At 66.9% G+C, this 19,244-nt stretch carries 20 protein-coding genes; 13 read left to right on the top strand and 7 right to left on the bottom strand.

From position 1 onward, the window contains the following. The first annotated feature begins 109 nt into the window (after positions 1–109). Positions 110–643: an aldo/keto reductase gene (locus ACFIMZ_RS36450; RefSeq protein ID WP_431825536.1), complete on the top strand. Its 534-nt coding sequence runs from the start codon at positions 110–112 to the stop codon at positions 641–643. Then, entirely contained in the window at positions 640–1,062 is a 423-nt protein-coding gene (locus tag ACFIMZ_RS36445) for a lipocalin-like domain-containing protein (protein WP_431825535.1), read from the top strand. Before ACFIMZ_RS36450 ends, ACFIMZ_RS36445 begins: the two co-directional genes overlap by 4 nt. Before the next feature lie 2 nt (positions 1,063–1,064). On the opposite strand, the gene ACFIMZ_RS36440 is transcribed toward ACFIMZ_RS36445, so the two are convergent. Continuing rightward, a complete protein-coding gene (locus tag ACFIMZ_RS36440) occupies positions 1,065–1,481 on the bottom strand; it encodes a YybH family protein (protein WP_431825534.1) in 417 nt (138 codons plus the stop codon). 59 nt (positions 1,482–1,540) lie between these two features. Further along, positions 1,541–2,239 (bottom strand): helix-turn-helix transcriptional regulator, encoded by a 699-nt coding sequence (locus ACFIMZ_RS36435; RefSeq protein ID WP_431825533.1) that lies wholly within the window; start codon positions 2,237–2,239, stop codon positions 1,541–1,543. A 101-nt stretch (positions 2,240–2,340) separates the two neighbouring features. Between ACFIMZ_RS36435 and ACFIMZ_RS36430 the strand changes: the two genes are divergently transcribed. The 3 genes from ACFIMZ_RS36430 to ACFIMZ_RS36420 all read left to right on the top strand — a co-directional run bounded on the left by ACFIMZ_RS36430 (position 2,341) and on the right by ACFIMZ_RS36420 (position 4,729). Next, positions 2,341–2,709 carry a VOC family protein gene (locus tag ACFIMZ_RS36430; protein ID WP_431825532.1) on the top strand — a complete coding sequence of 123 codons (369 nt, stop codon included), beginning with the start codon at positions 2,341–2,343 and terminating at the stop codon, positions 2,707–2,709. Between the two features lie 204 nt (positions 2,710–2,913). Then, a complete protein-coding gene (locus ACFIMZ_RS36425; protein WP_431825531.1) occupies positions 2,914–3,996 on the top strand; it encodes a sensor histidine kinase in 1,083 nt (360 codons plus the stop codon). 1 nt (position 3,997) lies between these two features. Next, positions 3,998–4,729: a LytR/AlgR family response regulator transcription factor gene (locus ACFIMZ_RS36420; RefSeq protein ID WP_431825530.1), complete on the top strand. Its 732-nt coding sequence runs from the start codon at positions 3,998–4,000 to the stop codon at positions 4,727–4,729. A gap of 41 nt (positions 4,730–4,770) precedes the next feature. Here the strand turns inward: ACFIMZ_RS36420 and ACFIMZ_RS36415 are convergent, their stop codons facing one another. Then, positions 4,771–5,679, bottom strand: a complete 909-nt coding sequence (locus ACFIMZ_RS36415; RefSeq protein WP_431825529.1) for a LysR family transcriptional regulator — start codon at positions 5,677–5,679, stop codon at positions 4,771–4,773. Between the two features lie 121 nt (positions 5,680–5,800). On the opposite strand from ACFIMZ_RS36415, the gene ACFIMZ_RS36410 reads away from it, so the two are divergent. Then, on the top strand, positions 5,801–6,544 hold the full coding sequence (locus ACFIMZ_RS36410) for an SDR family oxidoreductase (RefSeq protein WP_431825528.1): 744 nt from the start codon (positions 5,801–5,803) through the stop codon (positions 6,542–6,544). Positions 6,545–6,602: 58 nt separating this feature from the next. Here the strand turns inward: ACFIMZ_RS36410 and ACFIMZ_RS36405 are convergent, their stop codons facing one another. Next, on the bottom strand, positions 6,603–7,376 hold the full coding sequence (locus tag ACFIMZ_RS36405; RefSeq protein ID WP_431825527.1) for an AraC family transcriptional regulator: 774 nt from the start codon (positions 7,374–7,376) through the stop codon (positions 6,603–6,605). Between the two features lie 98 nt (positions 7,377–7,474). On the opposite strand from ACFIMZ_RS36405, the gene ACFIMZ_RS36400 reads away from it, so the two are divergent. The 3 genes from ACFIMZ_RS36400 to ACFIMZ_RS36390 are packed head-to-tail and all read left to right on the top strand — an operon-like array spanning position 7,475 to position 11,697. Then, positions 7,475–8,956, top strand: a complete 1,482-nt coding sequence (locus tag ACFIMZ_RS36400; RefSeq protein ID WP_431825526.1) for an efflux transporter outer membrane subunit — start codon at positions 7,475–7,477, stop codon at positions 8,954–8,956. A 42-nt stretch (positions 8,957–8,998) separates the two neighbouring features. Further along, on the top strand, positions 8,999–10,117 hold the full coding sequence (locus tag ACFIMZ_RS36395; RefSeq protein ID WP_431825525.1) for an HlyD family secretion protein: 1,119 nt from the start codon (positions 8,999–9,001) through the stop codon (positions 10,115–10,117). Further along, positions 10,114–11,697, top strand: a complete 1,584-nt coding sequence (locus ACFIMZ_RS36390) for a DHA2 family efflux MFS transporter permease subunit (protein ID WP_431825524.1) — start codon at positions 10,114–10,116, stop codon at positions 11,695–11,697. Before ACFIMZ_RS36395 ends, ACFIMZ_RS36390 begins: the two co-directional genes overlap by 4 nt. Positions 11,698–11,865: 168 nt before the next feature. On the opposite strand, the gene ACFIMZ_RS36385 is transcribed toward ACFIMZ_RS36390, so the two are convergent. The 3 genes from ACFIMZ_RS36385 to ACFIMZ_RS36375 form a co-directional block, all read right to left on the bottom strand. Continuing rightward, on the bottom strand, positions 11,866–12,675 hold the full coding sequence (locus ACFIMZ_RS36385) for a TlpA family protein disulfide reductase (protein WP_431825523.1): 810 nt from the start codon (positions 12,673–12,675) through the stop codon (positions 11,866–11,868). Between the two features lie 88 nt (positions 12,676–12,763). Next, positions 12,764–13,969, bottom strand: coding sequence for a sugar transporter (locus ACFIMZ_RS36380; RefSeq protein WP_431825522.1), 1,206 nt, complete (start codon positions 13,967–13,969; stop codon positions 12,764–12,766). A gap of 45 nt (positions 13,970–14,014) precedes the next feature. Further along, positions 14,015–14,950: a LysR substrate-binding domain-containing protein gene (locus ACFIMZ_RS36375; protein WP_431825521.1), complete on the bottom strand. Its 936-nt coding sequence runs from the start codon at positions 14,948–14,950 to the stop codon at positions 14,015–14,017. A gap of 225 nt (positions 14,951–15,175) precedes the next feature. Here ACFIMZ_RS36375 and ACFIMZ_RS36370 point away from each other — a divergent pair, with 225 nt between their 5' ends. From ACFIMZ_RS36370 to ACFIMZ_RS36355, 4 genes are all read left to right on the top strand, one after another. Further along, positions 15,176–16,558, top strand: coding sequence for a 2-hydroxycarboxylate transporter family protein (locus ACFIMZ_RS36370; protein WP_431825520.1), 1,383 nt, complete (start codon positions 15,176–15,178; stop codon positions 16,556–16,558). 31 nt (positions 16,559–16,589) lie between these two features. Beyond that, a complete protein-coding gene (locus ACFIMZ_RS36365; protein WP_431825519.1) occupies positions 16,590–17,768 on the top strand; it encodes a CaiB/BaiF CoA transferase family protein in 1,179 nt (392 codons plus the stop codon). Between the two features lie 19 nt (positions 17,769–17,787). Beyond that, positions 17,788–18,594, top strand: coding sequence for an HpcH/HpaI aldolase/citrate lyase family protein (locus ACFIMZ_RS36360; RefSeq protein WP_431825518.1), 807 nt, complete (start codon positions 17,788–17,790; stop codon positions 18,592–18,594). A gap of 228 nt (positions 18,595–18,822) precedes the next feature. Next, complete coding sequence (locus tag ACFIMZ_RS36355; protein ID WP_431825517.1) at positions 18,823–19,131, top strand: H-NS family nucleoid-associated regulatory protein; 309 nt, start codon at positions 18,823–18,825, stop codon at positions 19,129–19,131. Positions 19,132–19,244 lie beyond the last annotated feature (113 nt).

Below are 19,244 nucleotides of genomic sequence, written 5' to 3'. Positions count from 1 at the left end.
GAACGCGCCTGCCGCGATTTGCGACGAAGCGCGCGTTCGGCGCGACGAACGGCGGCCGGGGCCGACGAGCGCATGCCTGTCGGCCATCCGTGCGATTTCACCGGGGCGGGTGACGATCGTGAACACATTCGAAGGCATCGGCTCGATTTTGTTGATATTGAATGGCGATTCCCATTACGGCCGAACGCGCGCTGCTGCCGATGGCCGCGAGCCTCGGCCTCGGCGTGGCGGGCTGCTCACCGCGAAATACCGGCATGACCGACAGGGCCGTCTGACGGATTGGGGCGGCCGGGTCATCCGGCTCGAGGACAGCGCGCAGCGCACCGGGATTCTCGATGCGGTGCTCGCGATCGCCGACGAATGCGGGCACAGGCCGGCGCAGGTGGCGCTCGCGTGGACGCTGGCGCGCGCGCGCGGCGGCCCGGCGAGGTTCGTGCCGGTGCTGGGGCCGCGCAGCCGCGCGCAGCTCGACGCGTGCCTGGACAGCCTGTCGATCGGCCTCGAAGCCGCGCAACTGGCGCGCCTGGACGCCGTCAGCGCGGTGCAGGCGGGGTCTCCGCACGAGGTGGGCGCGAACGCGCTCGCGCGGATGCTCGGCGACGAGCGCCATCGTGTCGAACCGCGCAACGGCGCGCCGGCATGACGACGCACCCAATGCGTGAGCAGCTCGTCGGCGCGTGGCGGCTCGAAGCCTTCGTCACCGTCGAGGCGGACGGCGTCGGCCCCGGCCCGCTGGGCGACGCGCCGACCGGCCTGCTGGTGTACGACGGGAACGGCTACATGTCGGTGACGATGATGGGCGATGCGGACGGCGTGCCCGCCGACGCCGCGGCGCGCCGCTACATGAGCTACGCCGGCACCTGGCGCTGCGACGGCGACAGCGTCGTCCACCGGATCACCGTCGCGCCCGATGCCGCGTGGATCGGCACGGAGCAGGTCAGGCGCATCGAGCTGAGCGGCACGACGCTCAGGCTCTACGGCAGGTCGCTGACGGGCGACCGCCGGCTGCGCCTGCTCGAATGGACCCGTCTGCCCCGTGCGGCCGGTTCGCCCGACGGATGACGTCAGGCGCCTGCGCCCGGCGCGGGCGGGACGTCCGCGTGCCGATGCACCAGCTTCCACGCGTCGCCGATACGCCGGAACACCTCGGTGACGCGGATCCGCATGTCGATCGGGTGGGGCTGTCCCGACAGCTGGACGGTCGCGATCTGGTATCCGGTCCAGAACGCCAGCTTGTCGTCCGCCGCCTGCTGCAGGATGTCGAGGCGGCTCTTGCCGCCGGGCTCGAACAACTTCGCGTCGCTGATATAGCGCGCGCCGACCTCGGCCGCGCCCGACAGGCTGTCGCCCCGCGGGCTGTGGAAACTCGCGTCGCCGTGCTTGGCCACCAGCCTGTCGAGCGGCGCGGGATCGCCGCTGACATACGCTTGCGCGGCTTTCGTGCGAAGCGCAAGGAATGCATCGAATCCGGAATCGCTCATCGCTCTGCTCCTCGTCAATGTCGAGCTTCGATGATAGTGGCCGGGACTGTCAGATTCTGTCAGCGGGGCGTGGCGACCGCGTCGGCCAGGGTGTCGCGCCACGCGGCGAGTAGCGCCTGCTTGCGGCGCGGGTAGCGCTGGTCGAGCGAAGTCAGGTCGGACATCCTGTCGGTGCGGAAATGGCGGAAATCCATCCGCCGTTCGCACCACGCGACGAGGATGCGGGCTTCCTCGAAGAAGCCGAGCGCGACGGGCCACACCGTGCGCGTCGATTGCTCGCCATGACCGTCGGTATAGCGGAACGCCAGCTTGTGCTCGAGCCGGATCGCCCGCCGGATCGCGGCCATGTCGATCGACTCCGCGGGCTTTGCGTCTCGCGGGCCGACCAGCAATGCGTTCGAGTCCAGCGAAGCACGCAGCGCGTCGGGAATGACCGAGGCGATCTTCGCGATCGCGTTCGTCGCGGCGCACGCCAATTGCTCGTCGGCGCGCTTGCCGACCCAGCGCGACCCCAGCACGAGCGCTTCGATCTCGTCCTCGGAGAACATCAGCGGAGGCAGGATGTATCCGGGGCGAAGCACATATCCCATTCCCGCGGCCCCGTCGATCGACGCGCCTTGCGATTGCAGGCTCGCGATGTCGCGATAGATGGTGCGGACGCTGACGCCGAGTTCGTCCGCGAGCGCCTGGCCGCTGACCGGGCGACGATGGCGTCGCAAGGTCTGCAGGAGCGCGAGCAAGCGTTCGGATCGGGCCATGTATGCCTCCGGAAAGATTCGATGCTGCCAGAAATTGACGCGGACGTGTCATAACCTCGTCGGGCGTTCAGGGTCCACCACTCACACAGGAGATTCGTACGATGCCCACCCCTAATCTGATCTTGTTGTATGTCAAGGATCCGGCGGAAAGCAGCCGTTTCTACGAGAAGCTGGTCGGGAAAGCGCCGTTCGCAAGCTTTCCGACCTATGTGGCGTTCGGCTTCGACAACGGACTGACGCTCGGGTTGTGGTCCACGCAGGCGCCGGACTTCGTCAGCGACGGCACCGGGCAGCGCACCGAGCTGGCCTTCATCGTCGCCGGCGACGCGGAGGTCGATGCGCTGCATGACGCGTGGCGGGAGAGCGGCGTGACGATCGAGCAGAAGCCGGCGACCGCCGTGTTCGGCAGGACGTTCGTCGCGCTGGACCCGGACGGGCACCGCATCCGGGTCTGTACGCCGGACGATTGAGCCGGTCCGGAATCCGTTGCGGGCGATCGCGCATCCGGCGGCCGCCCGGCAACGCGACGGGGTGCGGGGCGAACGGCCCCCGCCCGTCGGCGCGTCGTGCGTCTGGTCGCGTCCGCATGCCGTTCGTCTCGTGCGTGACAGCCGGTGCGCGTTTGACGTTAAAGTCACGCATCGCACTCGTCTGCATCGCAACCGTTCGACACCATGCAAAGCCGGCTCCATTCGATCTTCTCCGGGCGGCCGCCCAAGACGGCCGCGCCGACGCCGTTGCGCGGGCTGCCGGCGCTCATCGCCCTCGTGCTGTTCAATTGCGCGGTCGGCCTCGGTTTCTGGGCGAGCCGGCCCGATGAAGGCGTGCTCCCGTACCTCGTGGTCGCGAACGGCATCGGCCTGTGCGCGCCGCTGTTCGGCATTGCCGTGGACAAGCTGTCGCGCGGCCGGCTCGCGACGCTGCCGAAACTGCTGATCGTCGTGCCGGCGAGCGTGTTCGCCGGGTTCGAAATCGCCGCGTCGACGATCGGACACGTTCCGCATCTGGTCGGGCACGCGAGCGTTCGGTCCTGGCTCGCATACGCGTCGTCATTCGCCGTCACGTGCGCGGCCTACGCCATCGTTTCCCTGTCCATGCAGGCGGCGCGCATGCGCGCGTCGCTCGAGACGCAGCGCCGCGAAGCCGCGGAAGCGCGCCAGGCGGAGACGGCCGCGCGCCTCGCGCTGCTGCAGGCGCAGGTCGAGCCGCATTTCCTGTTCAACACGCTCGCGAACGTGCAAAGCCTGATCGAGCGCGATCCGGCGCGCGCGTCGACGATGCTCGACAGCCTGAACCGCTACCTGCGCGCGAGCCTGAGCCGCACGCGCCATGCGACGTCGACGCTCGGCGACGAAATCGAGCTCGTCGACGCGTTGCTGAAGATCGCGTCGATCCGGCTCGGCGCGCGGCTCGCGTATTCGATCGACGTGCCGATGCCGCTGCGCGGGCTGGCGTTTGCGCCGCTGCTGCTGCAGCCGCTCGTCGAGAATGCGTTGCGGCACGGCATCGAGCCGTCGCTCGACGGCGGCGAGATCCGCATCATGGGCACGCGCAGCGGCGACAGGCTCGAGCTGAGCGTGATCGACACCGGCGTCGGTCTCGGCCACGGCGGCCCGACGCTGCACGGCGGCGTCGGGCTGGCGAACGTTGCCGCGCGCGTCAAGGGCCTCTACGGGGAACGCGGCCGCATCGCGGTCGGCGGCACGCCCGGCGCCACGCGGGGCGTGACCGCGACCTTGCTGATTCCGATCGACTGACATGCCGACCGCACTGATCGCCGACGACGAACCGAACCTGTCCGAAGCGCTCGCCGCGCGCCTCGGCCAGCTCTGGCCCGAGCTCGACATCGTCGCGATGCCGCGCAACGGCGTCGATGCGCTCGCCGCGCTCAACGCGCATCGTCCCGACATCGCGTTCCTCGACATCCGGATGCCGGGCATCGACGGCCTGAAGCTGGCGAGCATCGTGCCGGACGTGCACGTCGTGTTCGTGACCGCGCATGACGAGCACGCGGTCGACGCGTTCGATCGCGCGGCGGTCGACTATCTGCTGAAGCCCGTCACGGACGAGCGGCTGCTGCGCTGCATCGCCAGGTTGCAGCGCGGCGCGCCCGCGCGAAGCTTCTCGCCGGCGTCGGCCGACAGGCTGGCCGCGACGGAGTCGGCCCCGATTCGCTGGCTGACCGTCGGCGTGAAGGACGCGACGCGGCTCGTCTCGATCGCCGACGTGCTGTATTTCCAGGCGCTCGACAAGTACACGGAAGTCGTGACGCAAACGGATCGGCACGTGATCCGCACGCCGCTCAAGGAATTGCGTGCGCGCGTCGACCCGGATCAATTCGCGCAAGTGCATCGCAGCGTGATCGTCGCCTATGCGGCGATCGATCGCATCGAGCGTGACCTGTTGGGCCGCCTGCGCATTCATCTGCATGGCTGCCGCGACGTGCTGCCGGTCAGCCGGGCCTATGCGGGGCACTTCCGGCAGATGTAGGGATGCATGCCGCGCGGCCATCGGCATCACGTTCCCGCGCGTCAAACGCCCCGGACCTGATCCGGCACCTCCCGAAATACCTCCTCCAGCCACTGCACGAAGATCCGCACGCGACGCGACAGCTGCCGGTTGTGCAGATAGAGCACCGACACGGGCATCGGCGGCGGCGGACACGCGGGCAGCACGACCTTCAGCCGCCCGTCCGCCAGCTCGCCGGCAATCCGGTATCGCGGCACCTGAATCAGCCCGGCGCCCGCGAGCGCGGAGCCCGTGTACAGGTCCGCGCCCGTCACGGAAATCGTCGAGCGCATCCGGATTCCGACCCCGACGCCGTCGACCGTGAATTCGAGCGGCACCGGCTTGCCGGTCGCGCTCGACACGTAATCGACCGCGAAGTGCGCGTCGAGGTCCGCGAGCGTCGCCGGCTCGCCGAACCGTTCGAGATAGGCCGGACTGGCGACCGTGACCTGCTCCATCGCCGCGATCTGCCGCCCGATCAGCGACGAATCGCGCAGCACGCCCGCGCGCAGCACGCAGTCGACGCCTTCGCGCACCAGGTCGACGAGCCTGTCGTCCTCGCCGATATGCAGCCGCAGGTCCGGATAGCGCGACAGGAACGCGGGCAGCGCCGGCACCACGAAGTGCCGCGCCAGCGTGCCCTGCAGGTTCGCGACCAGCAGCCCCCTGGGCATCGCGTCGCGAAACGCGCCCTCCGCTTCGTCGAGGTCCGCGAGCAGGCGCACGCAGCGGTGATAGTGGGCCTCGCCGTCGTGCGTGAGACGCACCTGGCGCGTCGTGCGCTCGAGCAGGCGCGTGCCCAGCCGCAGCTCGAGCCGCTTGATCAGGTTGGTGATCGTCGCGCGCGGGATGTCGAGGTCGTCGGCGGCCCGCGAAAAGCTGCTGCGCTCGGCGGTTCGCACGAAAGCCTGCATTTCCTGGAATCGATCCATAGGATGCTCGTCGGCCAATCGTTGAAGCAAATGGAATAGTGATGGCGAAACTGCGCTAATTATCTCAGTTCCGATGCCGGCCATCATGTCGCTCACGTTCCCACCCAACATGGAGATTCCGATGAGCGCAGCACACCACGCCGGCGTCGCGATCGTGACCGGCGCATCCCGCGGTATCGGCGCGACCATCGCGCGCCGCCTCGCACGCGACGGCTTTGCCGTCGCGATCAACTACGCGTCCGGCTCCGCCGACGCGGACGCGCTGGCCGCCGAGCTCGCGCGGGAGGGCGGCCGGGCCGTCGCCGTGCGCGGCGACGTATCGAAGGCCGGCGACGTGCGCCGCCTGTACGACGTGGTCGAGCAGCAGCTCGGCAAGGTCGACGTGCTCGTCAACAACGCGGGCATCCTCAAGACCGCGCCGCTCGGGGAAACCAGCGACGAACTGTTCGAGCGGACGTTTTCGATCAACGTCGGCGGCGTGTTCAACATGCTGCGCGAAGCCGCCGCACGCATGAACGACGGCGGCCGGATCGTCAACCTGTCGAGCACGACGCTCGCGCTGAACCTGCCGGGCTACGCGATCTACAACGGGACGAAGGCGGCGGTCGAAGCGTTCACGCGCGTGTTCGCGAAGGAGCTGCGCGGGCGCCGCATCACCGTGAACTGCGTCGCGCCGGGGCCGGTCGCGACCGAGCTGTTCCTGAACGGCAAGACCGACGAACAGATTGCGCAGTTCGCGAGGATGCCGCCGCTCGAACGGCTCGGCCGGTCCGACGATATCGCCGGCGCCGTCGCGTTCCTCGCGGGCCCGGACGGCGCATGGATCAACGCCCAGGTATTGCGCGCGAACGGCGGCATCGCCTGAGCGGGCGTCGCGCCGCGCGCGCATCGGCGATCGATCGTCGCGACACGGGCAATGGCGCTCAGCGCCGCCGGAAGTACTCGCTCGGCGGCACGCCGAGCGCCCTGCGGAACATCGCCGCGAACGCGCTGGGGCTGTCGTAGCCGTGCTCGAGCGCGAGTTCGAGGATCGGCGTGCCGGCGGCGAGGCGCGGCAGGCTCAGCAACAGCCGCGCCTGGCGGCACCACGCGCCGTGCGTCATGCCCGTCTCGCGCCTGAAGGTGCGCGCGAGCGTGCGCTCGTTCATGTGCGCGTCGCGCGCCCACGACTGCAGCGTGACGACCGACGACGGTTCGTTGATGAGTTGCGTGCACAGCGCGACGAGCGCCGGATGGCGCGGCATCGGCACATGCAGCGACAGCAGCGGCGCGATCTCGATTTCGTCGAGGATCAGCGCGAGCACGCGGCCCGCGCGATGCGCGAGGTCGTAATCGGCCGGCAGTTCGCACGCGGTCACGATCAGCTCGCGCAGCAGCGTGCCGACTTCGATCACGCGGCATTCGCGCGGCAGGCTCGGCCGCACTTCGTGCGCGACGAATACCGTGCGCATCTGCACGTCGCCGGCCATCCGGATCTCGTGCTGCGTGCCGCCCGGCACCCAGACGGCGCGGCCCGTCGGCACGACCCAGCTGCCGGCATCCGCATGCACGAGCATTACGCCCGAAATCGCGTGAATCAGCTGGCCGTGCCGGTGCGAATGCGGCGGATACGCGATGCCGGCCGCCGCGTCGGAGGCGACGACGGCGATCTGGCGGTCCTTGTCCTTGCGTTCGAGCGCGCTGAAGAATTGATCCATATGTCCTTTTCTCGACGACGAATGCGCTTTGCGCGCGAGATCGACTGAATGGGTCGAAATTACCATAGGCGCATCGTTTGTTCGACAGCCATTGCACGATGCACGCCTCGTCATTTCTTTCGCTTTCCTTCGATTCAGCCGTTGCTGCCGCGTCCCGCGCGCCGCGCGTCGCGGTCGCGCTGCTGAGCGCGGCGACGTTGGCCGCGTGCTCGGTCGGCGAGCCGTACCGGCCGCCTGCGACCGACGCGGCGCGTACTGCAGCGTTCGACGCGGCGGCCAAGGCGCCCGTCGCGCCCGGCGGCGCGCTGCCCGACCGCTGGTGGCAACTGTTCGACGATCCGGCGCTGAATGCGCTCGTGGGCGACGCGCTCGCGCAGAACCGCGATCTCGCGGTGGCCGCGGCGCGCGTCGCGCGAGCGCGGGCCGTGCTCGACGAAGCGGGCGCCGCGCGCCTGCCCGATACGACAGCCGGCTTCGGCGTCGACTACGGCAAACACGCGCCCGACCAGATCGTCGCGAGCGCGAAGGGCACCGATGCGCGCACGCGCCGGGGTTTCGCGCCGTCGTTCGCGGTGTCGTGGGAAGTCGATCTGTGGGGGCGCGTCGGCCATCTCGTTGATGCCGCGCGCGCCGATGCCGAGGCCGTGCAGGCCGCGTCGGATGCGATGCGCGTCGCGGTGGCCGCGGAAACCACGGCCGCCTATGCGCAGGCGTGCGCGTACGGCGAACGGATCGACGTTGCCGAGCGCTCGGTCGAGATCGCCGACCGGCTTGCCGCGCTGACCGAGCGGCAGCGCGCGCACGGTCTGGTCTCCGATCTGGAAGTCGCGCGCTCGCGCGCATTCGCCGACGACACGCGCGCCGAACTGCCGGCGCTCGCGGGCGCCCGCCGCGCCGCGCTGTACGAACTGGCCGTGCTGACGGGGCGCGCGCCCGGCGAGATTCCCGACGCGGCCGCGCGCTGCCATGCGACGCCGGCGCTTGCGCGACCGTTTCCGGTCGGCGACGGCGCCGCGCTGCTCCGGCGTCGTCCCGATCTGCGCGAGAGCGAGCGCCGGCTCGCCGCCGCGAACGCGCGGATCGGCGTCGCGACGGCCGAACTGTATCCGTCGATCGTGCTTGGCGGCTCGGTGAACTGGCTGTCGACGTCGGGCGATCCGTCGTCGCTCGGCGACAAGTACGCGATCGCATGGGGCGTCGGGCCGATGATCACGTGGCGCTTCCCGAATCTCGCGGCGAGCCGCGCACAGCTCGCGCAGGCGCGCGCGGACGATGCCGCCGCGCGCGCGTCGTTCGACGCGCAGGTGCTGCGCGCGCTGAAAGAAACCGAGCAGGCGCTCGCGCGGTATGGCGCCGAGTGGCGCCGCAAGTCCGCGCTCGAAACTGCGCGCGCCGAGCACGCGCGCGCCTTCCGGCTCGCCGGACTGAACTACGACGCGGGCGCGCTGGATTTTCTCGGTGTGCTCGACGCGCAGCGCAGCCTCGTCGCGATCGACTCGGCGCTCGCCGCGTCGACGCAGCAGGTCGCGCTCGATCAGATCGCCGTATTCAAGGCGCTGGGGGGCGGCTGGCAGCGTTAGCCGGCCGTTCGTGAATCCGCACGCAAACCAACCATTCCGATCATGAGCACCACTGCCGTACCCGAAAAAAATGCCCGGTTCGCCGGGCGCCACTGGATCATCCCGGGCGCTTTCATCGTCGTCGTCGCGCTGGCCGCGTTCGGCTGGCGATGGTGGACGGTCGGCCGCTTCATCGAGCACACCGACGACGCGTACGTGCGCGCCGACGTCGTGACCGCCAGTTCGCGCGTGGCCGGGTACGTCACGCGCGTCGCCGTCGACGACAACCAGCCCGTCCGGCGCGGCGACGTGCTCGTCATGCTGGACGACCGCGACTATCGCGCGAAGGTCGACGATGCACAGGCCGCCGTCGCGGCGGCCGATGCGACATTTCAGGCCGAACAGGCCGCCGCAGCGACGCTCGACGCGCAAGTCGGCCAGCAGCGCAGCGTGATCGAGCAGGCGCAGGCCGACGCGGCCGCCGCGCGCGCCGAAGCCGCCCGGCGCGACGCCGACGCGCTGCGCTACAAGCAGCTGCTGGCCGAATCGGCCGCGAGCGGACAGCGCTGGGAGCAGGCACACGCGGATGCGCTGAAGGCGCGCGCCGAACTGGCCCGCGCAAGCGCGGCGGTACGCGCGCAGGGCGACCAGCAGACGGTGCTGCGCCGGCGCCGCGCGCAGAGCACGGCCGCGATCGAGCAGGCGCGTGCGCGGCTCGCCGCGTCCCGGGCGAAGCTGGCGCTCGCGCAACTCGATCTCGAACACACGGTGATTCGCGCGCCGCGCGACGGCACGATCGGCCAGCGGGCGGTGCGCGCCGGCCAGTACGTCGAGGTCGGGATGCCGCTGCTCGCGGTCGTGCCGCTGCGCGACGTGTATGTCGTCGCGAACTTCAAGGAGACGCAGCTCGGCGCGATGCGCGACGGCCAGCCGGTCGAGCTCGACGTCGATACTTACTCGGGACGCACGCTGCACGGCCGCGTGCTCGGGCTGTCGCCGGGCTCGGGCGCGGAGTTCGCGCTGCTGCCGCCCGACAACGCGACCGGCAACTTCACGAAGATCGTGCAACGCGTGCCCGTGAAGATTCGGCTCGATACGCCGCCGTCCGGCCTCGTCCTGCGGCCCGGCATGTCCGTGATCGCGCGCGTCGACACGCGCGGCGTGCCGGGAGCGGGCTCGTGACGGCCGCGGCGGCGCACGCCGCGCAACACGAAGCCGTATCGCTGCGCGCGTGGGTCGCGGTGCTCGGCGGCGTGTTCGGCTGTTTCATGGCGGGGATGAACGTGCACGTGACGAACGCGTCGCTGCCCGACATCCGCGGTTCGCTCGGCGCGAGTTTCGAGGAAGGCGCATGGATCTCGACCGCGTATCTCGTCGCCGAGATCGTCGTGATTCCGCTCACCGGCTGGCTCGTGCAGGTGTTCTCCGCGCGCCGCGTGCTGCTCGTCGGCGCGTCCGGGTTCCTCGCGTTTTCGATCGCATGCTCGGTCGCGCCGAACATCTCGTCGATGATCGTCGCGCGCGCGTTGCAGGGTGCGTTCGGCGGCGTGCTGATTCCGTTGTCGTTCCAGCTGATCGTCACCGAGCTGCCGCCGTCGCGGCATCCGTTCGGCATGGCGCTGTTCGCGGTCGCGAACAACGTCGCGCAGGCGGCCGGGCCGTCGCTCGGCGGCTGGCTCACCGACATGTATTCGTGGCGCTGGATCTTCTATCTGCAGATTCCGCCCGCGATCGCGCTGATTGCTGCGATCGGCTGGGCGATCCGGCCCGTGCCCGTGCAGCTGTCGAAGCTGCGCCAGGCCGACTGGTTCGGGATCGCGACGATGGCGATCGGGTTGAGCGCGCTGCAGATCGTGCTGGAGGAAGGCGGGCGCAAGGACTGGTTCGCATCGGACCTGATCGTCGGGCTTGCGATCGTCGCGGCGGCGGGGCTGGTCGCATTCGTCGCGATCGAGTTGCGGCGCGCACAGCCGTTCATCAACCTGCGGCTGCTCGGCCGCTACAACTTCGGGATCGCGAGCCTGATGCAGTTCCTGTTCGGCGCGGTCGTGTTCGGCGTCGTCTTTCTCGTGCCGAACTACTTCGCGGAGCTGCATGGCTACAGCGCGCGCGATATCGGTCTCGCGATGATTCCGTACGGGGTCGTGCAGTTCGTGATGTCGTTCCTGACGCCGCCGCTGATGCGCCGCACGAGCCCGCGCGCGACGATCGTGCTCGGCTTCGGGCTCGTCGCAGCCGGCTGCCTGATGAACTTCCATCTGACCGCCGACGCCGCGTCGAACGTGATCGTGCCGTCGCTCGTCGTCCGCGGAATCGGGCAGTCGCTCGTCGTGATCGCGCTGTCGGTGATGGCCGTCGACGGGATCGAGAAGGCGCAGCTCGGGTCCGCGTCCGGCGTGTTCAACACGGTGCGCAATGTCGGCGGCGCGATCGGCATCGCGGTGGCGAGCCAGATCGTCGTCGAGCGGCAGAAGCTGCACGCGATGCGGATCGGCGAGGCCGTCACGCCGTTCTCCGAAGCCTTCCAGGAACGGATGGCGACGCTTGCGCGACTGCTGGCGCGCGTGCAGGTGCCGCGCGCGGACGCGTTGCCGGGCGGCGCGACCGGGGGCCCGCACGAGCTGGCGCTCGCACTCGTCAACCAGCGCGTGATGCGCGAGGCGCTGCTGATGGCGTACAGCGATACGTTCCTGATCGCCGGGGTCGCGATGATCGGGTGTACGGCGGCGGCATTCGTGTTGCGGGGAAAGAAGAGCGGATGACGGGGGCAGGCGCGAGATATGCGGGATGCGGGGCGTGTGAACGTTTGTTCGCGGCCTTGGGGATGACGATGGACGCTTGACCTGCCGCGGGTCGACCCGCTCGCGGCAGCGAGAATGAGGGCCCGCGGACGATGAGGAATGACAGCCGCCAGCGGCGGCCAACGAGCATCACCGGCCGAAGCGTTGCGTCACGGTGTCCTTCAGCCGCGCGGCGCTCAGCTCGCCCATGTGCGATTCGACGAGTTCGCCCTTCGCGTCGAAGAAGAGCGTCGTCGGCAGCCCGCGCGAGCCGTACGCATGCATCGCGTGCAGAGAAGGATCGAGCAGCACGTGGTCGAAGCGCAAGCCTTGCTGTTCAAGGAACGCACGCACCGCTTGCGCGTTTTCGCCCTGGTTGAGCATCAGGACCGTGAGGTTCGGATGATCGCGCTGCGCTTGCTCGAGGATCGGCATCTCGCGCCGGCAAGGCGGGCACCACGTCGCCCACAGGTTCACGACGACCGGCTTTCCGGCAAAGCGCCGCGGCGACACGGGTGTGGCATCGAGCGCTTCGATCTGCATCGTGGCGAACGGCGGCGCGGCGCGCTGCAACAACGCCAGCGTGCCCTGCGCGATGCCCCACGCGACGAGGCCGGCGGCCATCCCGGCCAGCACGGGGCGACGCAGCGCCGGCCGGCGGCGCAGTCTCCAGCCGGCGCACACGAGCGCGGCCGCGAGGCCGATGCGCCAGTCGAAGCCGCCGTCGCCGAGCGCGACGATCGACCGGGGCGCAGCCACGTACTCGGACCACCACTGCGCGACATAGCCGATGCGCGCGGCGATCAGCCCGAGCAGCAGCGTGTCGAGGCTCAGGCTCGACGCGCTCTTGTGCAGGCCGTCCGGCGGGCGGCGCTGCATGAAACGGGCGACGAGCCACGCCAGCAGCGCGGCTGCGGCTACCGCGACGACGCGGATCGAGAAGGGACCGATGCTCAACATGGGAAAGACCGGGCAGGAGGATGGGTGTTCGACCCGTGGCGGTGAAGCCGGGCGGGCTGCTGTTCGTGTCGCTCATGCATCCGTTCCGCTACGCGGGCGAACCGGGATTCGGCGCCGCCCTTCTCCTCGCGTGCACGCGCAACGCCAGCCAGCATACGCCCACGCCGAGCCCGCCGACGATGCCGCCGAACGTGCCGATCCACGCGAGTCCGAAGTCGCGCGCGATGTGGTTGCCAAGCAGCGCCCCTGCGCCGATCCCGACGTTGTAGAGCGCGGAAAAGATCGAGACGGCGAGATCGGTCGCGTCCGGCGCCAGTTTCAGCACCCATGCCTGCATCGCGAGGCCGAAGCAGATGATCGCGCCGCCCCAGACCACGGTGTGAACCGACAGCGTGACGAGGCTGAGCGCGCTGGGGAACAGGATCAAAAGGCAGGACGCGATGACGACGATCGACGCCAGCAGGAATTGCGCCGGCCGGTGCGGGTAGAGGCGGTTGAAGCAGAGGGCGGCAGGAATGCCCGCGCCGCCGAACAGGATCAGGATGGTCGTGATGCCGCTTTCGCTCGCATGGCTGACGTGCTGGAGGAACGGTTCGATGTAGGTGTACGACGTGAAGTGCGCCGACACGACGAGCATCGTGAGCAGGTAGAGCAGGATCAGCGTCGGGTTGCGCAGCAGGGACGGCAGGCTGGCGAGCGAGCCCGTCCGCTGGCTCGGCAGTGCGGGCAGCGTCGTCCGCAGCATCAGCAACGCGACTGCCGCGGCGCCGGCGATGATCAGGAAGGCCGTCCGCCAGCCCAGTGTCTCGCCGATCACGCGTCCGAGGGGAATGCCCGCCACCATCGCGATCGATGTTCCCGTGGCAAGCAGGCCGAGCGCGCGGCTCTTGTTCTGCGGCGGCGCCAGCCTCACCGCCAGCGAGATGGAGATCGACCAGAAGATCGCATGCGCGCACGCGATGCCCACCCGGCCGAACACCAGCACCGGAAAGCTCCACGCGACGCCGGTGATGACGTGGCTGGCGATGAACAGCACGAGCACCCCGGCCAGCAGCTTGCGACGCTCGATCGTGCGGGTCGCCAACGTCAACGGCAGGGACGTCGCGGCCACGGTCCACGCATAGATCGTCAGCATCAGGCCGACGTCGGTCGGCTGCATGTGAAGGCTGTCGCCGATCGCGCCGAGCAGGGCAACGGGGACGAATTCGGTGGTGTTGAAAATGAAGGCGGAGAGCGTGAGTGCCCATACGCCCCACCACGAATGTTCGGAGGAGACCGGTTCAGACGTCGACATGCTGGGTTCACGCAAGGATCGGGAACCGCCGATTATCGCGTATGACTATTGCAATGCCGAACGTAACGTAATGCCGGGCCATTTCCCCGAGTTGTGCAACTCGCACACGAGCTCGGAAATGCACCTTCGCACCGCTAGCGCCGCGGGACTGATCGGCAGGGTATTCGACCAGCACAGGCTGACCGGCCGACGGATTTCCGGATCGACGACTCGCCTGGCTGGCGGCCTGCTTCCCGCGTCTCGCGTCGACAGAACGGACGACGGCAGGATGGCATACGCGTCGCCCGTATGCGCGATTTCGAGCTCTGCGGGCAATGAATCGATATCGGCTGCAATGTTCAATTCAACGCCAGCCTGCGCAAACGCCCGTTCGATCAACAATCGCAGCCCGTTCGGAGAACTCGGCGCAACGATCGGGAGATTCGCCAGTTGCGACAATGAACACGGGTCATCGGCGCCTCCCGGCAGACCGTGTCCGATCACGTAAAGGCTCTCGTCGAAGAGTGGCGATAGCGACATGCCGGTGGTCTCGGACTCCCGAAACAGCACGGCGAGATCCAGGCGTCCGTTCAGCAACAACTCGCTGATGTAGCCGCTCAAGCTCTCGAACATCTGGAACCGAATGCCCGGGTAGCGCTGCCGCAAGCGCCTGAAGAGCGGAACACCCAGGATCGTGGCGATCGTCGTGGGGAACCCGACTGAAACAGTCCCGGACTCGGCATTCCCGCCTTCCTTGACGTCACGCCGGATGTGCTCGATCTGTCGCAGTACATTTCGCGCATGACGATACAGGGTCATGCCGCCATCGGTCGGCGTGACCCCTTGCGCGCTCCGTTGCACGAGTTGCGTGCCGAGCTCCTCTTCGAGGGCGCGGAGCTGCTGACTCAAAGACGGCTGAGCGACCGCGAGAATATACGCTGCCTTGGATAAGCTGCCGCTATCCACGATAGCGACGAAATTGCGCAACTGTTTGAGGTCCATGAGGGCGATGCCGGGTGCCGATCCATTCGGCGCAGTGCTTCTGACGCAGCGGCCGAATTCGATTTTCTATTTACAAAACATGAATAAATAAAGCCATTGGATACATTTATCCATCTATGTCGAGGGATATTGATTTTCCTTATACCCCTATCCAATAACAGTATTTCCGCTCGATCACTCGTTCGACATATTATGCGCTGATAAAAAACTGGCCTGGGAATAATAATGAATGAAACCACGAAAGTCCGAGGAGTCTATGTTCAGCAACCCACAAGCCGGGATGGCGAAATCGGGCGTGTTTCGCGCCTGAGCCGGGTTGGCGAAGCGTGGCATAAGCTGATGAACGTGCGAATTGGCGTCATTCCTCTACCCGTTCACATCGTGCTTGCGCTCTCCGTATTCGCTTTCGCGGCAATGGGCAAGCTGTCGGCCGAGCTCGCACCGATGATTGCCTGTCTCGCGGTTTGCGGCTTTACCTGTTTCGAGCTCGGCAACCGCATTCCGGTATTCCGCAGCATCGGCGGGCCGGTCATTCTGTCGACCATCCTGCCGTCGTACCTGGTGTTCTCGAAGGTGCTGCCGCTCGCGCTGCTGAAGCCGATATCCGAGTTCTGGAAATCCGCCAACATCCTCTATCTGTTCATCGCCTGCATCATCGTCGGAAGCATCCTGAGCATGGATCGCAAGGTGTTGATCGGTGGATTCCTGCGGATCTTCGCGCCGCTCGCGGCGGGGTCGATCGCGGCGATCATTGTTGGCGGAGCGGTAGGGACGCTGCTCGGAATGGATCCGTTTCATACGGTCTTCTTCGTCGTGATTCCGGTGATGGCCGGTGGAGTCGGCGAGGGCGTCATTCCCCTTACGCTCGGTTACGCCACCCTGCTGAATCGTCCGGCCGGCGAATTGCTTGCACAGGCCCTGCCGGCCGTGATGCTCGGCAACATCTGCGCGATCGTCTTTTCGGGCCTTCTCGACACGCTCGGCAAGCGATATCCCGCTCTGACGGGAAACGGGCAATTGATGCGCGCCGGAGATGACACGCTGACCGACGGCAACGTCGGCCGAGGCGAAACGCGAGTCGATATCGCGGATATCGCCGCGGCCGGCCTGATTGCGGTGTGCCTGTATTTCCTCGGGATGCTCTCGCAAAGCGCATTCGGTTTGCCGGGGCCGGTCGCGATGTTGACGCTCGCGGTCGCCGCCAAGATCGGATACGTGTTCACGCCGTCTCTCGAGCGAGGTGCGGGATTCGTGTACCAGTTTTTCGCCAAGGCCGTTACGTATCCGCTCCTCTTTGCCGTCGGGGTAGTCATCACGCCGTGGCAAAAGATCGTCGACGCCTTCAACGTTCCCACGATCCTCACGATCGTCGCAACCGTCGCCTCATTGATGGGCGTGGGTTTCTTCGTCGGACATCGCATGAAGATGTTCCCGATAGACGTCGCAATCGTCACGGGGACGCATAGCGGAATGGGCGGCACCGGAGACGTCGCGATACTTGGCGCGGCGAATCGGATGCGTTTGATGCCGTTCGCCCAGATCGCAACCCGTATCGGCGGCGCGATCACGATCACGATCAGTCTTCTCGTGCTCGCCCAGATCGTCTGACACCAGGAAGCAAACCCGGGAGAGTACCGAAATGCATCCGCTTGAGGGGGTTACCGTGATAGCGCTCGAGCACGCGATCGCGGCGCCATTCTGCTCGCGTCAGCTCGCGGACCTTGGCGCACGCGTGATCAAGATCGAACGACCGAGTGCAGGTGATTTCGCTCGTGCATACGACGAGCGCGTATTGGGCATGTCCTCGAGCTTTGTCTGGGCGAACCGCTCCAAGGAGAGCCTGACACTCGATCTGAAGCAACCCGTCGCGCACGAGGTACTGATGCGTCTCCTCGCCGGCGCCGACGTGTTTATCCAGAATCTTGCCCCCGGGGCTGCCGATCGCCTTGGTCTCGACTACGAAACCCTGAGCGCGAGCTTTCCCGGCCTCATCGTCTGCGGGATATCGGGCTATGGTCCGGACGGGCCCTATCGCGACAAGAAGGCATACGATCTGCTGATACAGAGCGAAGCCGGCCTCCTCTCGATCACGGGCACGCCGGATTCGCCTGCAAAGGCGGGATGCTCGATCGCCGACATTGCGACCGGAATGTATGCGTACACGAACATCCTCTCCGCACTGCTCAACCGTCAAAGGACCGGGCGCGGGTGCCGTATCGATATTTCGATGCTCGAGTCGATGGTCGAGTGGATGGGTTTCCCGATGTATTACACCATCGACGGTCAGCCCCCGCCTTCGAGATCAGGCGCATCCCACGCGACCATTTTCCCGTACGGGCCGTTCGCCACCGGAGAGGGGAAGACGGTCATCCTCGGTTTGCAGAATGAACGGGAATGGAAGGTGTTCTGCAGCGACGTGCTGAATCTTCCGCTGCTCGCCGATGACCGTCGGTTCGCATCGAACTCCCAGCGTATTGAGCATCGCGCAGAGCTGGCCGCCCTCATCAGAGAAGTCTTTTCGTCTCTGACCGCGGAAGAACTGACCGCCCGGCTGGACGCGGCCGGCATTGCAAATGCACACCTGAACGACATGCAGGAAGTGTGGGCGCATCCGCAGCTGACGGCCCGGAACCGCTGGACAAGCGTCTCGACTGAAAAAGGGCTCGTCCCGGTTCTCCTGCCACCTGGCGCGGACGCGTCCAGCCCGCCTGGGCTGCGTGCCGTTCCATCGCTGGGCGAGCACACCGACGCAATCCTGGGAGAGCTCGGCTTCACTGGCAGCCAGATTCGGCAAATGCGCGCAACAAGCGCAATTTGATAGAGAGAGGGAGAGATACATGCCGTCCCGTTCCTGGCTATTTGTCCCAGGGAATCGCCCCGATCGTTTCGCGAAGGCGGTGCAGTCCGGCGCCGACGTTGTCGTGATTGACCTGGAGGACGCGGTTCCATCGGATAAAAAGGCGGTTGCGCGAGGAGCGATTCAACAGTGGCTATCGCCAGCAGCTCGTGCCGTCCATGTTCGAATCAACGGCGCCGAAACCCCATGGTTCGACGAGGATGTCGCTGCGTTCGCCTCTGACGAACGCGTCTCCGGCCTCGTCATTCCAAAGGTGGAGTGTGCCGGCGCCATCCGCCGCGCAGTCGGGAATGCGCACCCGGCATTGAAGGTCGTGCCGATCATCGAAACCGGCCGCGCCTTCGCGTCGTTGAATGAGATCGCGCACGCGCCGCAGGTTGACCGACTCATGTTCGGGACCATCGACTTTCAACTCGATGTCGGAATCGAAGGCGACGGCGACGAACTGCTCTACTTCCGGTCAAAGTTGGTGCTCGCCTCCCGAGTTGCCGGCATCGCGCCACCCATCGACGGTGTCGTGACGACGATCAACGATGCCAGTACGCTGGAGCGCGACGCTCGACGGGCTCGCAGCCTGGGCTTTCGAGGAAAGGCATGCATCCACCCGGCGCAAATCGGGGCCGTGCACGCGGGGTTCACCTATTCCGACGCGGAAACGGAATGGGCGCATCGAGTCGTCAGGGCAGCTCGCGCCAGTGGCGGAGAAGCGATCGTGGTAGATGGAAAGATGGTCGACAAGCCGATCGTTCTCAAAGCCATCGAAATCGCGGCGGCAACGAGCCAATGACGCAACGCCGCCGTCGGGATCGGTAACGCGAGCGCCACGTGCCAGACGCGAGCGAAATCCACGAAGCGCGATGGCAGATTTTCAGTTCCGGACCACCGTCCGCGCATATCCGGCCCGGCTCGAGTCGGACTCTTTTCGATCGATGAGGATTGCAGCCATCTATTTGATGCGTCCCAAATGGAGGGTGTGATTATTTTTAATTAATCTTATATTTAATGGGGGTGAATTATGTCAACGTATGCAGAGCTCAAGGCCAAGCTCCAGGCCCTCTCCAGGGAAACAGAAGAAGCCAGGCAACGGGAGTTCGGAACCGCTCTGTCGATGGTTCGAGATGCCGTACAGACGTACGGCATCTCGCCGGAGCAGATCAATCCTGCGTGGAGACGTACAAGTGACACGGACAGGCGCAAGGGGCCGATCACCCCAAAATACCGAAACCCGGCAACGGGAGAGACCTGGAGTGGACGAGGGCGCACTCCGAAATGGATGACCGGCCAATCGCGAGCCGAATTTCTAATTGAGCGGCCGTCTCTGTAATCGCCAGGAAGCCGATTGGATCATATCCGGGATTCAGTCTCATTCAGTCCGCCATCGGAGATAATGCGAAATGAAAGTGATCGCAATGACAGAATGGCGACAAGTTTAAAGAG

Origin of the sequence: Burkholderia sp. F1, from assembly GCF_050813845.1 — a bacterium.
GTDB classification, from domain to species: domain Bacteria; phylum Pseudomonadota; class Gammaproteobacteria; order Burkholderiales; family Burkholderiaceae; genus Burkholderia; species Burkholderia ubonensis.
The sequence above is the reverse complement of the archived record's forward strand: the minus strand, read 5'-3'. Positions and strand labels throughout refer to the sequence as shown.

Coding starts and splice junctions, on each gene's coding strand:
- ACFIMZ_RS36405 (WP_431825527.1), bottom strand. CDS start 7,376: ATGGATCAATTCTTCAGCGCGCTCGAACGCAAGGACAAGGACCGCCAG.
- ACFIMZ_RS36370 (WP_431825520.1), top strand. CDS start 15,176: ATGAATGAAACCACGAAAGTCCGAGGAGTCTATGTTCAGCAACCCACA.
- ACFIMZ_RS36400 (WP_431825526.1), top strand. CDS start 7,475: ATGCACGCCTCGTCATTTCTTTCGCTTTCCTTCGATTCAGCCGTTGCT.
- ACFIMZ_RS36430 (WP_431825532.1), top strand. CDS start 2,341: ATGCCCACCCCTAATCTGATCTTGTTGTATGTCAAGGATCCGGCGGAA.
- ACFIMZ_RS36440 (WP_431825534.1), bottom strand. CDS start 1,481: ATGAGCGATTCCGGATTCGATGCATTCCTTGCGCTTCGCACGAAAGCC.
- ACFIMZ_RS36385 (WP_431825523.1), bottom strand. CDS start 12,675: ATGTTGAGCATCGGTCCCTTCTCGATCCGCGTCGTCGCGGTAGCCGCA.
- ACFIMZ_RS36425 (WP_431825531.1), top strand. CDS start 2,914: ATGCAAAGCCGGCTCCATTCGATCTTCTCCGGGCGGCCGCCCAAGACG.
- ACFIMZ_RS36375 (WP_431825521.1), bottom strand. CDS start 14,950: ATGGACCTCAAACAGTTGCGCAATTTCGTCGCTATCGTGGATAGCGGC.
- ACFIMZ_RS36380 (WP_431825522.1), bottom strand. CDS start 13,969: ATGTCGACGTCTGAACCGGTCTCCTCCGAACATTCGTGGTGGGGCGTA.
- ACFIMZ_RS36410 (WP_431825528.1), top strand. CDS start 5,801: ATGAGCGCAGCACACCACGCCGGCGTCGCGATCGTGACCGGCGCATCC.
- ACFIMZ_RS36415 (WP_431825529.1), bottom strand. CDS start 5,679: ATGGATCGATTCCAGGAAATGCAGGCTTTCGTGCGAACCGCCGAGCGC.
- ACFIMZ_RS36355 (WP_431825517.1), top strand. CDS start 18,823: ATGTCAACGTATGCAGAGCTCAAGGCCAAGCTCCAGGCCCTCTCCAGG.
- ACFIMZ_RS36420 (WP_431825530.1), top strand. CDS start 3,998: ATGCCGACCGCACTGATCGCCGACGACGAACCGAACCTGTCCGAAGCG.
- ACFIMZ_RS36360 (WP_431825518.1), top strand. CDS start 17,788: ATGCCGTCCCGTTCCTGGCTATTTGTCCCAGGGAATCGCCCCGATCGT.
- ACFIMZ_RS36435 (WP_431825533.1), bottom strand. CDS start 2,239: ATGGCCCGATCCGAACGCTTGCTCGCGCTCCTGCAGACCTTGCGACGC.
- ACFIMZ_RS36445 (WP_431825535.1), top strand. CDS start 640: ATGACGACGCACCCAATGCGTGAGCAGCTCGTCGGCGCGTGGCGGCTC.
- ACFIMZ_RS36365 (WP_431825519.1), top strand. CDS start 16,590: ATGCATCCGCTTGAGGGGGTTACCGTGATAGCGCTCGAGCACGCGATC.
- ACFIMZ_RS36395 (WP_431825525.1), top strand. CDS start 8,999: ATGAGCACCACTGCCGTACCCGAAAAAAATGCCCGGTTCGCCGGGCGC.